Annotated in this window: 10 protein-coding genes; 6 read left to right on the forward strand and 4 right to left on the reverse strand. The window is 73.1% G+C overall.

The genetic code is table 11. From position 1 onward, the window contains the following. Window positions 1–290: 290 nt before the first annotated feature. A complete protein-coding gene (locus tag KBX06_RS20235; RefSeq protein WP_210837465.1) occupies window positions 291–974 on the reverse strand; it encodes a hypothetical protein in 684 nt (227 codons plus the stop codon). Window positions 975–1,043: 69 nt separating this feature from the next. Here KBX06_RS20235 and KBX06_RS20240 point away from each other — a divergent pair, with 69 nt between their 5' ends. The 3 genes from KBX06_RS20240 to KBX06_RS20250 are packed head-to-tail and all read left to right on the forward strand — an operon-like array spanning window position 1,044 to window position 5,409. Continuing rightward, window positions 1,044–3,662: a valine--tRNA ligase gene (locus KBX06_RS20240; protein WP_210837467.1), complete on the forward strand. Its 2,619-nt coding sequence runs from the start codon at window positions 1,044–1,046 to the stop codon at window positions 3,660–3,662. After that, window positions 3,659–4,993, forward strand: coding sequence for a folylpolyglutamate synthase/dihydrofolate synthase family protein (locus tag KBX06_RS20245; RefSeq protein ID WP_210837469.1), 1,335 nt, complete (start codon window positions 3,659–3,661; stop codon window positions 4,991–4,993). The genes KBX06_RS20240 and KBX06_RS20245 overlap by 4 nt, the downstream gene beginning before the upstream one ends. Next, window positions 4,990–5,409, forward strand: a complete 420-nt coding sequence (locus KBX06_RS20250; RefSeq protein ID WP_210837471.1) for a DUF4233 domain-containing protein — start codon at window positions 4,990–4,992, stop codon at window positions 5,407–5,409. Before KBX06_RS20245 ends, KBX06_RS20250 begins: the two co-directional genes overlap by 4 nt. Before the next feature lie 4 nt (window positions 5,410–5,413). Here the strand turns inward: KBX06_RS20250 and KBX06_RS20255 are convergent, their stop codons facing one another. Continuing rightward, on the reverse strand, window positions 5,414–6,841 hold the full coding sequence (locus KBX06_RS20255; RefSeq protein ID WP_210837473.1) for a VOC family protein: 1,428 nt from the start codon (window positions 6,839–6,841) through the stop codon (window positions 5,414–5,416). Between the two features lie 143 nt (window positions 6,842–6,984). On the opposite strand from KBX06_RS20255, the gene ndk reads away from it, so the two are divergent. After that, window positions 6,985–7,410, forward strand: coding sequence for a nucleoside-diphosphate kinase (gene ndk, locus KBX06_RS20260; RefSeq protein ID WP_210837475.1), 426 nt, complete (start codon window positions 6,985–6,987; stop codon window positions 7,408–7,410). 71 nt (window positions 7,411–7,481) lie between these two features. Here the strand turns inward: ndk and KBX06_RS20265 are convergent, their stop codons facing one another. After that, the gene (locus KBX06_RS20265; RefSeq protein WP_210837676.1) at window positions 7,482–7,913 is read right to left on the reverse strand and encodes a carboxymuconolactone decarboxylase family protein; all 432 of its coding nucleotides are present in this window, start codon (window positions 7,911–7,913) and stop codon (window positions 7,482–7,484) included. Between the two features lie 433 nt (window positions 7,914–8,346). Between KBX06_RS20265 and ileS the strand changes: the two genes are divergently transcribed. Both ileS and KBX06_RS20275 read left to right on the forward strand, forming a co-directional pair. Then, on the forward strand, window positions 8,347–11,538 hold the full coding sequence (gene ileS / locus KBX06_RS20270) for an isoleucine--tRNA ligase (protein ID WP_210837477.1): 3,192 nt from the start codon (window positions 8,347–8,349) through the stop codon (window positions 11,536–11,538). Between the two features lie 160 nt (window positions 11,539–11,698). Beyond that, the gene (locus KBX06_RS20275; protein WP_210837479.1) at window positions 11,699–12,394 is read left to right on the forward strand and encodes a 1-acyl-sn-glycerol-3-phosphate acyltransferase; all 696 of its coding nucleotides are present in this window, start codon (window positions 11,699–11,701) and stop codon (window positions 12,392–12,394) included. 79 nt (window positions 12,395–12,473) lie between these two features. Here the strand turns inward: KBX06_RS20275 and KBX06_RS20280 are convergent, their stop codons facing one another. Next, window positions 12,474–13,682, reverse strand: a complete 1,209-nt coding sequence (locus tag KBX06_RS20280) for a hypothetical protein (protein WP_374225662.1) — start codon at window positions 13,680–13,682, stop codon at window positions 12,474–12,476. Window positions 13,683–13,841 lie beyond the last annotated feature (159 nt).

Below are 13,841 nucleotides of genomic sequence, written 5' to 3' on the forward strand. Positions count from 1 at the left end.
TACATTCCGAACCCGGAAGCTAAGCCCTCCAGCGCCGATGGTACTGCACTCGGGAGGGTGTGGGAGAGTAGGACACCGCCGGACAATCTTTCAGTTCAGGGCCACCCCTTGCGGGGTGGCCCTGAACCGCGTCACGGATCTTTTCCTGGTGGGCGTACGACTGACGCGCGCCGCAGTTGCCTGTCGGCTGCTGACCGAGTGCGGATGCACTCGCCGATGGCGGCGAGCGCTCGTTTCCGTCTGCCACAGGTGAGGGACGCGTCGGAGTTCGCCGTCGGCGGGAGAAGGCGTCAGACGCGGGTCTGGATCTCCTCGCGGATCGAGCGGAACAGCCGGCCGGCGTCCTCGATGGGGCGGCCCGGGAACATCCCCATCACCACGCTGCCGTGGTCGGCCCACCCACAGACCGCGAAGTCGCCGCCCTCGCCACTGGTGTTGCCGCACTTCATCACGCCGCCGAAGCGCCCCGCGGGCACCTCGCGCAGGCCGGCCACCTCGCCGGTCTCGTCGGCCAGCAGGTCGAAGAGGGTGTCCAGGTCCCGCTCCGGCTGCCAGAGGACCGCCGTACCGCCGAAGAGGGGTACCGGACGCTTGTCGTCGGCGGGATCCCGGTAGACGGTGCCGAAGCTGGTGTCCAGGTCGATGTTGGCCGCGAACCCGCTGCGCAGGTAGTCGGAGGTGCTGCGGGCCCGCTCGCTGTCGTCCCGTACGAGACCTGCCACCCGGTCCGGGGTGGCCAGGTCGGCGTCCTTCTGCTGGACGATGCGCACGCCGGCGGTGCCGAGCACCGCGGCTCCCGCCAGTCCGATCACCGCCGCCGCGGCCCACGCCACCCGCCGGCGCCCCGACCGCGTGGCCCGCCGCTCCGGAGCGTCTTCCGGGTCCCGGTTGCTGAGCTGGATGGGCTCGTCGGTCAGGTCGATCGGTTCGGACCCGTCGGCAGCCGGGCGTTCGGTGAGATGTGCGTCGGACATAGCCGACACCGTACGCGAACAGCAGGTGGCGCACGTCGGGTCCCGGGAAGCGCTCCGTAGACTTTCAGGGTGACCGAGAGACTGGACGCCCGACGCCCCGACGCCCCCGCCCTTGCCGGCCAGTACCAGCCCGGCGAGGTAGAGCAGCGACGGTACGAGCAGTGGGTAGCCGCCGGCCACTTCCGGGCGTCGGCGGACAGCGACAAGCCCCCCTTCGCCATCGTCATCCCGCCGCCCAACGTCACCGGCTCCCTGCACATGGGCCACGCGTTCGAACACACCCTCATGGACGCGTTGACCCGCCGCAAGCGGATGCAGGGCCACGAGGCGTTGTGGCTGCCCGGCATGGACCACGCCGGCATCGCCACCCAGAACCTGGTCGAACGGCAGCTCGCCGGCGAGGGCCTGTCGCGGCACGACCTGGGCCGGGAGAAGTTCGTCGAGCGGGTCTGGCAGTGGAAGGCCGAGTCGGGCGGCGCGATCCTCGGCCAGATGCGCCGCCTCGGCGACTCCGTCGACTGGGACCGTGAGCGCTTCACCATGGACGAGGGACTGTCCCGGGCCGTCCAGACCATGTTCAAGAAGCTCTTCGACGACGGGCTGATCTACCGGGCCAACCGGATCATCAACTGGTGTCCGCGCTGCCTGACCGCGCTCTCCGACATCGAGGTGGAGCACACCGACGACGACGGTGAGCTGATCTCGATCCGCTACAGCGACGACGTCGTGGTCGCCACCACCCGGGCCGAGACGATGCTCGGTGACACCGCCGTCGCCGTCCACCCCGACGACGAGCGTTACCGGCACCTGATCGGCACCGAGGTGGCCGTGCCGCTGACCGACCGGCAGATCCCGATCGTGGCCGACGAGCACGTCGACCCGAGCTTCGGCACCGGCATGGTCAAGGTGACCCCCGCGCACGACCCGAACGACTTCGAGATCGGCCAGCGGCACGACCTGCCGTCGCTGACGATCATGGACGAGCGCGGCGTCATCACCGCGCACGGCCCGTTCGAGGGCCTGGACCGGTACGAGGCCCGTCCGGCGATCGTCGCCGCGCTGCGCGAGCAGGGCCGCATCGTCGCCGAGAAGCGGCCGTACGTGCACGCGGTGGGGCACTGCTCCCGGTGCAAGACGACCGTCGAGCCGCGGCTGTCGCTGCAGTGGTTCGTCGACACCGCCCCGCTGGCCAAGGCGGCCGGTGACGCGGTGCGCGACGGACGGGTGAAGATCGAGCCGGCGGAGCTGGCCAAGCGGTACTTCGCCTGGGTCGACAACATGCACGACTGGTGCATCTCCCGGCAGCTCTGGTGGGGCCACCGCATTCCCGTCTGGTACGGCCCGGACGGTGAGATCGTCTGCGTCGGTCCCGACGAGCAGCCGCCGACCGGCGCGGGTTGGCGCCAGGACGAGGACGTGCTGGACACCTGGTTCTCCAGCGGCCTGTGGCCGTTCTCCACGCTCGGCTGGCCGGAGCAGACCCCCGACCTGGCGAAGTTCTATCCCACCAGCGTCCTGGTGACCGGCTACGACATCCTCTTCTTCTGGGTCGCCCGGATGATGATGTTCGGCCTGTACGCGATGGACGGCCGGCAGCCGTTCGACACGGTGGCCCTGCACGGAATGGTCCGCGACCAGTTCGGCAAGAAGATGTCGAAGTCGTTCGGCAACGTGGTCGACCCGCTGGACTGGATCGACCGGTACGGCGCCGACGCCACCCGGTTCACCCTCGCCCGGGGCGCCAACCCGGGCGGGGACGTGCCGGTCAGCGAGGAGTGGTGCCAGGGCTCGCGCAACTTCTGCAACAAGCTGTGGAACGCCACCCGGTTCGCGCTGCTCAACGGCGCACACACCGAGGGGCCGCTGCCGGCGCCCGACACCCTGTCGACGGTCGACCGGTGGATCCTGTCCCGGCTGGCGCACGTCACCGCCGAGGTGGACGAGCAGTTCGAGGCGTACGAGTTCGCCAAGGTCTGCGACCTGCTCTACCACTTCGCCTGGGACGACGTCTGCGACTGGTACGTGGAGCTGACCAAGCCGGTGCTCGCCGAGGGCGGTCCGGCCGCCGAGGCCACCCGCCGGGTGCTCGGCCACGTGCTGGACCAGCTGCTGCGGCTGCTGCACCCGGTCATCCCGTTCGTCACCGAGGAACTGTGGACCGCCCTCACCGGCGGCGAGACGGTGATGACGGCCGCCTGGCCGGTGGCCGACCGTACCGGAGTCGACGACGCCGCGGAGGTCGAGGTCGGCACCCTCCAGCGGGTCGTGACCGAGATCCGGCGGTTCCGCAGCGACCAGGGGCTGCGCCCGACGCAGCGGGTCGCCGCGCGGCTCGACGGTCTGGCCGCCGCCGGCATCGCCGCGCACGAGCCGCTGATCCGGTCGCTGGTGCGCCTCGACGCGGCCGGCGACGACTTCCAGGCCAGCGCGACGCTCGCCATGCCCGGCGAGGTGAGCGTGGCCCTGGACACCCGGGGGACGATCGACGTGGCGGCCGAGCGGGCCCGGCTGACGAAGGACCGGGCCGCCGCCGAGAAGGAGGCCGCGCAGGCGCGGGCGAAGCTCGGCAACCCGGCGTTCGTCGACAAGGCGCCGGAACCGGTGGTCGCCAAGATCCGCGACCGGCTCGCCGTCGCCGAGGCCGACCTCGTCCGCATCGACGCCGCTCTGGAGGCGCTGCCCTCGTGACCGACCGCACCGATTTCGCCGCCGTCGAGGCCGAGCTGGCCGGCCGCGGCTTCACCCGGATGGCCTTCGAGCTGGACAAGATCGAGTCGCTGCTGGACCTGCTCGGCAGCCCGCAGCGGGCGTACCCGTCGATCCATCTGACCGGCACCAACGGCAAGACCTCGACGGCCCGGATGATCGACTCGCTGCTGCGGGCGTTCGGGCTGCACACCGGCCGTTACACCAGCCCCCACCTGGAGAGCGTCCGGGAGCGGATCAGCCTGGACGGCGAGCCGGTGGACGAGGGCCGGTTCGTCGCCACGTACCGGGAGATCGAGCCGCTGGCCCGGCTGGTCGACGAGCGCTCGGCGGAGCCGCTGACGTACTTCGACATGACGACCGCGCTGGCCTTCGCCACGTTCGCCGACGCCCCGGTGGACGTGGCGGTTGTCGAGGTGGGCCTGGGCGGCGCCGAGGACGCCACCAACGTGGTCCAGGCCGGGGTGTGCGTGCTCACCCCGGTCGGGCTGGACCACACCGAATGGCTCGGCGACACCATCCAGGACATCGCGCTGGCCAAGGCGGGGATCATCCACAAGGGCGCGACGGTGATCTCCGCGGCGCAGGAGGAGGAGGCCGCCGGGCCCATCCTGGAGCGCTGCGCCGAGGTCGGCGCGACCATCGCCCGGGAGGGCGCCGAGTTCGGGGTGCTGCGGCGGGCGGTCGCCGTCGGCGGGCAGGTGCTCACCCTCCAGGGCCTCGGCGGCGTCTACGAGGAGGTCTTCATCCCGTTGCACGGCGCCCACCAGGCGCAGAACGCGGCGGTGGCGCTGGCGGCGGTCGAGGCGTTCCTCGGTGCCGGGGCGAAGCGGCAGCTCGACGTCGAGGCGGTCCGGGAGGGCTTCGCGACGGCCAGCTCGCCGGGCCGGCTGGAGCGCGTACGCAGCGCGCCGACCGTCCTGCTCGACGGGGCGCACAACCCGCACGGGATGGCCGCCACGGTGACGGCGTTGCAGGAGGAGTTCGCGTTCAGCAAGCTGGTCGCCGTGGTCGGCGTCCTCGCGGACAAGGACGCGGCGAGCCTGCTGGAGCTGCTGGAGCCGGTGGTCGACCAGGTGGTGGTGACCCGCAACAGCTCGCCCCGCGCGCTGCCGGCCCAGGAACTGGCCGCACTGGCGGCCGAGGTCTTCGGGCCCGACCGGGTGGAGGTGGCCGAGGAGATGCCGGACGCGATCGAGGCGGCGGTGGCGCTGGCCGAGGAGGACGTACCGGGGGAGCTGAGCGGAGTCGGGGTGCTGGTCACCGGGTCGGTGGTGACCGTGGCCGACGCCCGCCGGCTGCTCAAGCGATGACCGGGCCGGAGCGCGCCACGGCGGGCGACGACCGCCCGGCCGGGGCACCCGACGGCACCCCCGGGGGGCGGCCGCCGCGTCGCTCCGGGCTACGCGACCCGGAACGGGCGGTCCGTGGCCTCGGTGCCGGCACCCTCAGCCTGGAGGCGCTGGTGCTGGTGCTGGCCATCCAGCCGATCCGGGTGGTCGGCGGCGACCTGGGCGGCGCGGCGATCGGGACGGTCGTGGCGTTGGCCATGGCGGCGGTGCTGCTGGCCGGCCTGATGCGCCGGCCGTGGGCCTGGCACGCCGGCACCGTCCTGCAGGGGCTGCTGATGCTGGCCGGCCTGCTGCACTGGTCGCTGCTCGTGGTGGGCGTCGTCTTCGCGCTGGTGTGGGCGTACGCCCTGCACGTGCGCCGGGTCATCCTGGGCTGACGGGTCAGGCCTCGGCGCGTTCCCGCCACTGGGTGAGGGCGATGCCGTGGCCGTCCGGGTCGCGGAACGCCGCCGCCCACACCTCCAGCTTCGTGCCCCGGTTGACCACCCGGGGGGCGTACGTGAACCGGACGCCCGTCCCGCGCAGCCGCTCGTACGCGGAACCGATGTCGTCGACCTCGAGGTTGACGTGCACCAGGCGGCGGCTGATCGGCGCCGCCTCGGTCACCTCCCGCAGCACCAGGCGGGTCGTGCCCGAGGAGAGGACCGCGTTGCCGGAACCCCGGTCGACCTCGTCGAAGCCCAGGTCGCGGTAGAAGCCCAGCGAGCGGGGCAGGTCGGTGACCAACAGGGTCAGCCCCACCCCGGCGATCGGTGCCCCGAACTCCTCGCCCGCCGGCGCGGTCTGCCCGGCACTGTCGTCGGCGCCGGCCGCCGGCCCGGGGCCGAAGATCGCCGCGTTCAGCTCCTCCGTGCTGATCCGCTCGTTGCGGACCCGGTCGCGGGGCGGGGCGGGATCGTCCAGGGGCAGGTCGAGCGGGTCCGCCGGCGAGGGCGGGTCGAGGCGCTCGCCGGGTGCGTCGAACCGCTCCTCGGCGGGTGGACGGGGCGTCGGGGTGGCCCGGCGCGGCAGGGTGCCGGTGGCGGGCTGCTCGACGAGCGTGCCCTCCAGCACGACCGGCCCACCCGGGCGCTGGTGCATCACGACGGGCTCGCGCTCCGCGGGCTGCCGGACGCGGTCGTCGCCGAGCGGGTCGCCCATCGGGTCCCCGACGGGATCGCCCAGCGGATCGCCCACCGGCGCCCGGAAGTCGCCGCGGTGGTCGTCCCGGAAGTCGTCGCGGTGGTCGTCCCGGAAGTCGTTCCGGTGGTCGTCCCGGAAGTCGTCGTCCGGCGCCCGGTCCGCCCACGGCGGGGCCTCCTGCTGGATCAGCACGTCGTCCAGCGGCTCGGCGCCCGCGTACTCGGGCGGCAGGTCGGCCGCGACGGCGGCGGCCGTCTCCGCGTGGGTCGGCACGTCGTCCCAGAGCACCCGGACGTGCCGCTGGTCGTCCAGGGCCACCCGGACCGGCAGCGTCTGGCCCAGCGACGGCCACTTCGCCACCGGCACCCGCGGCTCGATGATCTTCTTGGACCGGGGCGGCAGCCCCGGGGCGTCGATCACCAGCTGGAGTTCGCAGCGGCCGAAGGCGTACTGGGTGGGCGGCTCGGAGGCGCTGTGCACGTGCCCCTCGCCGACCACCCAGGTGCGTCCGCCCCCGCGCACCGTGGCCAGCGCGATGGCCAGCACCAGCAGGGCGACACCGAGGGCCACGATCGCCCAACTGGTCATGCCCAGGCCGAAGAGGACGACGAAGGTCGCCACGGTGCCCAGCACCGCGGCGATCAGCTTGCGTACCGGTGCGATGGGTCGGTTCCCGCCATTCGGCACAGTGGACCTCCCGAGGGTCAAGGGCCAGGCTAGGCCGGATCGGCCGCCGGAGGAAGGACCGACCGCCGCGCCGGCGCCGGGACCGGGTCGCTAGGCTGACCGTACCCAGCCCGGCCGTCATGTGCGCACAGGAGGAACCCAGCGTGTCCAGCAGCAGCCCCGATGAGCGCACCCTCGTACTGGTCAAGCCCGACGCGGTCCGCCGCGGGCTGGTCGGCGAGGTGATCTCCCGCTTCGAGCGCAAAGGGCTGCGGATCGACGCCATGCAGGCGCGGACGCTGGACGGCGACTTCGCCGACCAGCACTACGCCGAGCACGTGGACAAGCCGTTCTACCCGCCGCTGAAGGACTTCATGACCGGCGGCCCGCTGGTGGCGCTGGTGCTCTCCGGCGACCAGGTGATCGAGGTCGTACGCGGCATGATCGGCGCGACCGACGGCCGCAAGGCCGCCGCCGGCACGATCCGCGGCGACCTCTCCCTGTCCAACCGGGAGAACCTGGTGCACGCCTCCGACTCGCCGGACAGCGCGAAGCGCGAGATCGCGCTCTGGTTCCCCGAGCTGGGCTGACCCGCCCGGGAGTGCGACACCCGGCCGGTGCGCGTCGAGCGCACCGGCCGACAGCGTCGCGCCCGGGACCGTCACGCCTCCGCGGGCAGCTCGGTGCGGCAGGTCACGGCGATGCGGTTCCACACGTTGATGGTGGCGATCGCCATCAGCAGGTCCGCGAGTTCCTTCTCCGACCACACCTTCGCCGCCGCGTCCCAGACGTCGTCGGGCACGCCGTGCTCGCCGAGCCGGGTCACCGCGTCGGTGAGCGCCAGCGCGGTCCGCTCCCGTTCGTCGAAGAAGGGCGCCTCCCGCCAGGTGGCGACGGCGAAGAGCCGCCGGTCCGACTCGCCCGCCGCCAGCGCGTCCCGGCTGTGCATGTCGACGCAGAACGCACAGCCGTTCAGCATCGATGCCCGCAGCTTCACCAGCTCCAGCACGGTGTGCCCGACGTTTGCCCGGACGTACTTCTCCAGCCCCAGCACGGCCTGGTACGCCTGCGGTGCCACCTCGGCCACGTTCATCCGTTGCACGACGGCCCTCCTCGGTCCGGTCTGTCTCGACACCCACCCGACGGCGTACGCGGGCGCGGCGTGACACCGGCGGACGTGAGCCCGGTCACGCCGCCGGGAAGGGCTGCCGCGCAGGGGGTCCCGGCGCGGGGGCGTGCCGGACTACTCGGCGGCGATCTTCCCCGGTGGTCGGGTAACCTTGGCGGTCGTAAGGCGATGACCCGGCCATCACCGGTGAGCCTCCGGAAGAACAGCCGGTTCACCCCGGCCCAGTAGAACCGGACGGGTCCGGCCCGTCACAGCCGGCCAACGAGCGGGCGGTCGATCCTGACCGCCAAGCGGGGTGGTACCGCGGGCCCGCCCGGGGGCGCCGACGAGGCGCACCCCGAGAAGGCTCGTCCTCGCAGACCACACGACGAGTGAGCTGCGAGGAGAGCGACCCCCGATGGTCTATCCGTTGCACGACCCGACCGCCGCCGGCGTCCCGGCGAGCCCGGACCTGCCCGCGGTCGAGCGCCGGGTCCTGGAGCACTGGACGGCCGACAAGACCTTCGAGGCCTCGGTCGAGGCCAGGCCGGCCTCCAGCCGGCGGCCGGAGACCACGGACGCAGCCGTCGGCGGCGTCACCGGCGACGCCGACAACGAGTACGTCTTCTACGACGGCCCGCCGTTCGCCAACGGCCTGCCGCACTACGGGCACCTCTTCACCGGCTACGTGAAAGACGTGGTGCCGCGCTACCAGACGATGCGCGGTCGCCGGGTCGAGCGGCGCTTCGGCTGGGACTGCCACGGCCTGCCGGCCGAGGTGGTCGCCGAGAAGCAGCTCGGCATCACCAGCAAGGCGGAGATCCTCGACCTCGGCGTGGCCCGGTTCAACGAGGCGTGCCGCTCCTCGGTGCTGGAGTTCACCCACGACTGGGAGCGCTACGTCACCCGGCAGGCCCGCTGGGTCGACTTCGCCGACGACTACAAGACCCTCGACCTGGACTACATGGAAAGCGTCATGTGGGCCTTCAGGACCCTGCACGACAAGGGCCTGGTCTACGAGGGCTTCCGGGTGCTGGCGTACTGCTGGCGCTGCGAGACGCCGCTGTCGAACACCGAGACCCGGATGGACGACGTCTACCGGGACCGGCACGACCCGACGCTGTCGGTGTGGTTCGCGCTCACCGGCGACGAGGACGCGCCCGAGCTGGTGCGCGGGCCGGTGCGGCTCGGTGTCTGGACCACCACGCCGTGGACCCTGCCGTCCAACCTGGCGCTCGCCGTCGGCCCCGACATCGAGTACGCCGTGCTCGAGCGCGACGGGCAGCGGTACGTCGTCGGGGCGGCGCGGCTGGCCGCGTACGCCAAGGAGCTGGAGGGCTACGAGCAGGTCGGCACCGTCTCCGGTCGTGACCTGGTCGGGCGTCGCTACACCCCGCTGTTCGACTTCCTCGTCGAGCAGGCGGGGGAGAACGCCTACCAGGTGCTCGGCGCGGAGTTCGTCACCACCGAGGACGGCACCGGGATCGTCCACCTGGCCCCCGCCTTCGGCGAGGACGACCAGAACGTCTGCAACGCGGCCGGCATCCCCACCATCGTCACGGTGGACGACCACACCCGGTTCACCGCGCTGGTGCCGCCCTACGAGGGCGAGCAGGTCTTCGACGTCAACAAGCCGGTGATCCGGGAACTCAAGGAGCGGGGGGTCGTCCTCAGGCAGGACACCTACACCCACTCGTACCCGCACTGCTGGCGCTGCGACACCCCGTTGGTCTACAAGGCGGTGTCGTCGTGGTTCGTCGCGGTGACGCGGTTCAAGGACCGGATGGTCGAGCTGAACCAGCAGATCAACTGGACCCCGGGGCACATCAAGGACGGCTCGTTCGGCAAGTGGCTGGCCAACGCCCGGGACTGGTCGATCAGCCGGAACCGGTTCTGGGGCTCGCCGATCCCGGTGTGGAAGTCCGACGACCCGACCTACCCCCGCGTCGACGTGTACGGCTCGCTGGCGGAGATCGAGCGCGACTTCGGCGTACGCCTGACCGACCTGCACCGGCCGGCGGTGGACGACCTGGTCCGCCCCAACCCGGACGACCCGACGGGGAAGTCGACGATGCGCCGGGTGCCGGAGGTGCTGGACTGCTGGTTCGAGTCCGGCTCGATGCCGTTCGCCCAGGTGCACTACCCGTTCGAGAACCGCGACTGGTTCGAGCACCACTACCCCGGCGACTTCATCGTCGAGTACATCGGCCAGACCCGCGGCTGGTTCTACACCATGCACGTGCTGGCCACGGCGCTGTTCGACCGGCCGGCGTTCCGCAACTGCCTCAGCCACGGCATCCTGCTCGGCTCCGACGGGCGCAAGATGTCCAAGAGCCTGCGCAACTATCCGGACGTCTACCACGTGTTCGACGCGTACGGCTCGGATGCGATGCGCTGGATGCTGATGTCCTCGCCGGTGCTGCGCGGCGGCGACATGGCCGTCACCGAGCCGGGCATCCGCGACGCCGTCCGGCAGGTGCTGCTGCCCCTGTGGAATGTCTGGTACTTCTTCTCGCTCTACGCCAACGCCGACGGGTACACCGCGAAGCGGAACACGACCAGCACCCACCTGCTCGACCGGTACGTGCTGGCGAAGACCAACGAGCTGGTGTCGACGGTCCAGGAGCAGATGGACGCGTACGACATCTCGGGCGCCTGCGCCACGGTGCGCTCCTACCTGGACGCGCTGACCAACTGGTACGTGCGGCGCTCCCGGGACCGGTTCTGGTCGGGTGACGCCGAGGCGTTCGACACCCTGTGGACGGTGCTGGAGACGCTGTGCCGGGTGGTGGCGCCGCTGGCGCCGCTGACGGCGGAGGAGATCTGGCGCGGCCTGACCGGCGAGCGATCGGTGCACCTGACCGACTGGCCGTCCGCCGGGGAGTTCCCGGCCGACCACGACCTGGTCGCCGCGATGGACGCCACCCGGGAGGTCTGCTCGGGGGCGCTGTCGCTGCGCAAGGCCAAGGGGCTGCGGGTCCGGCTGCCGTTGTCGAAGCTCACCGTCGCCTCGCCGGTGGCGGCCCAACTGCGACCCTTCGCCGACCTGGTCGCCGACGAGGTCAACGTGAAGGCGGTGGAGTTCACCGACGAGGTGTCCGCGTACTGCCAGCAGGTGCTCACCGTGGTGCCGCGCGCGCTCGGCCCCCGGGTCGGCAAGCAGGTGCAGCAGGTCATCAAGGCGGTCAAGGCGGGGCAGTGGGAGCTGGTCGACGGCGCCCCCGTCGCCGCCGGCGTCACCCTCGCCGAGGGCGAGTACGAGCTGCGCCTGGTGGCCGCCGACGCCGAGCACTCGGTGCCGCTGCCCGGCGGCGAGGGTGTGGTCGTGCTGGACACCGAGGTCACCCCCGAGCTGGCCGCCGAAGGGCTGGCCCGGGACGTCGTCCGGGTGGTGCAGCAGGCCCGCCGGGACGCCGACCTGGACGTCTCGGACCGGATCGTGGTGGCGCTGTCGGCCGCCGAGGAGGTGCGCGCGGCGGTGGCGGCGTACACCGACTTCGTGGCCCGGGAGGTGCTGGCCGACTCCGTCGAATTCGCCGACGGGGTGGCCGGCTTCAGCGGGGAGGTCGGCGAGGGCGAACCGGTGACCGTGGCCGTCCGCAGGGCATGAGTCGGTGACGTGGGGGCGCTCCGGTGGCGCGCCGCCGGACCGCCCCCACCGCCACGACACGCCCGTTCACCAGCCGGTCGATCCGCCACCCCGACGACACCCCGTGGACCCGTCGGTTACCGTGACACCGCCTGTTCGCACACACTCCGCCGGAGGACCAGTGCCGCTGCTCTACACCATCGGCAAACTCACCGTGGCGCCCGCGCTCCGGCTGGCCTTCCGTCCGACCGTGGAGGGGTTGGAGCACATCCCGGACACGGGCGGTGCGATCTTCGCGGGCAACCACCTCTCGGTCGCCGACGAGTTGTTCCTCGGCACCGTGGTCCCCCGGCACCTGGCGTTCTGGGCCAAGTCGGAGTACTTCAAGGGCACCGGCCCGAAGGGCGCCCTCACCAAGCACGTGCTCACCGGCCTGGGTGCGATCCCGGTCGAGCGGGCCGGCGGGCGCGCGGCGCTGTCCGCGTTCGACGCGGCCATCCCGGTGCTCAAGGCCGGTGACCTGGTCGCCGTCTATCCGGAGGGGACCCGGTCGCCGGACGGCCGGCTCTACCGGGGGCGCACCGGCGCGGCCCGGCTGGCGGTGGCGGCCGGCGTGCCGATCATCCCGGTCGGCATGACCGGCACCGACAAGGCCCAGCCCATCGGGACCAGGGTGCCCCGCCCCGGCCGCGCCCGGATCACCATCCGGTTCGGCAAGCCCCTCGACTTCACCGGCCGGCCGGACGACCGCACGTCGCTGCGCGAGATGACCGACGAGGTCATGGCCGAGATCCAGAAGCTCACCGGCCAGGAGTACGTCCCCCGCTACGCCCCGCCGCGCGCGCACTCCGCCACCCCCGGCGACACCCCGGCCTGAGCCCCGGTCACGGGGAGGCCGGGGCGGCGCACCGCTGTCTCCGGTCGACGTCCGTGGAGCCGGCCGAGCCGAGCCGGCCCTACTTCTTCTGGTCGGTCGTGACCACCTGCTCCCGCAGGGTGCCGAGCAGGGTGGCGCTGTCGTCGAGGGAGAGCCGGGTGAAGACCGCGGTGGCGATGCTGCCGTGGTCGACCGAGGTGCACACCACCACGTCCTGGCCGTCGGCGCGGCCCACGGCGCAGCGCTGGTGCCGGCCGCGTACGCCGGTGTCGACGACCTGTGCCTCGCCGAGGGAGTACTGCCCGGTGAGCCGGGTGATCTCGTCCTCCGCGTCCGACTCCGGGGTGAACCGGAATCCGGTGCCGCCGAAGACCGTCACCCGTTTGCCGGCCGCCGTGGCGTAGACGCCGGCGAAGGTGTCGTCGGCCAGCAGGTGGGCCTTGCGCACCTCCGACTCCAACTGCCTGGCGGTCGCCCTGCTGGTGTTGTCGTCGCGCAGCCGCAGGTCGGCCACCTCGGCGGGCAGGCTGGCCTCGGCCGGGTACTGCGACGCCATCGGCACGCCGTAGTAGGCCGGGCAGCCGCAGCAGCAGGCCAGCATGAGCAGCAGGACCCACGGCCACCGGCGACGCTTGCGGGTGGGCGTCGGGGCGTACCCCTGGGGGGCCTGCGGCCCGGCGGGGGGCGCGGACGCCCGACGCTGCCTCGGGGGTGTGGGCGGCGGGGGCGGCGCCGGGCGCGGCGGGACGGGCGCCCGGTATCCGGGCGGTGGTGAGACGGGGTACGCCGCGGGCGGCGGTGAGACGGGGTACGCCGCGGGCGGCGGTGAGACGGGGTACGCCGCGGGCGGTGGGGCGGCCGGGTGGGCGACCCGGGGCGGCGCGGGCCGCGGCGGCTCCGGCGGCGCGGGGGAGTGCACGGGCGGCCCGGAGGAGTGCACGGGCGGCCCGGAGTACGGCGGGGTCGACGGCGCCACGGGGTAGGGCCGCGTCGGTGTCGGCGGTGGGGGCGGTGGCGCGGCCGGCGGCAGGTCCCATCCGCCGGTGTCCGCGCCGGCCCACGGGTCGACGGGGGTGAGGTGCTCGGGCTGCGCCGGCGGGGGCGCCGGCGGAGGCGCCGGCACCGGGGGGATCTCGGCCGACTCGCCCCAGGCCCGCTTGCGCGGCTTCGGCGTTGGAACTGCCGCCGAGCCGCTCCACCGGGGCGCGGGCGGCTCGGCCGGTTGTTCGTCGGCGGGGAACATCCGGGTGCCCTGTGGCCCCACGACCGGCGGGCCGTCGTCGGGCAGCAGGCGGGTGCCCTCCGGGCCCGTGCCGCCGACGGGGGCGGACGCGGCGGGGGAGGTCGGGGGCTCCTCGGCGACCGCCGGCCCCTGACCCTGGTCCTGGCCCGGGGTGCTCCCGTCGGCCGGCCGGTCCGTGCCCGGCTGCGGCTGCGGCATCGCGGC

It is taken from the genome of Micromonospora sp. C31 (genome assembly GCF_018070575.1).
Classification (GTDB): Bacteria; Actinomycetota; Actinomycetes; order Mycobacteriales; family Micromonosporaceae; genus Micromonospora.

Excerpts from the sequence above, each read along its gene's own strand:
- KBX06_RS20235 (WP_210837465.1), bottom strand. The coding sequence starts at position 974 with ATGTCCGACGCACATCTCACCGAACGCCCGGCTGCCGACGGGTCCGAA.
- KBX06_RS20250 (WP_210837471.1), top strand. The coding sequence starts at position 4,990 with ATGACCGGGCCGGAGCGCGCCACGGCGGGCGACGACCGCCCGGCCGGG.
- KBX06_RS20265 (WP_210837676.1), bottom strand. The coding sequence starts at position 7,913 with ATGAACGTGGCCGAGGTGGCACCGCAGGCGTACCAGGCCGTGCTGGGG.
- ileS (WP_210837477.1), top strand. The coding sequence starts at position 8,347 with ATGGTCTATCCGTTGCACGACCCGACCGCCGCCGGCGTCCCGGCGAGC.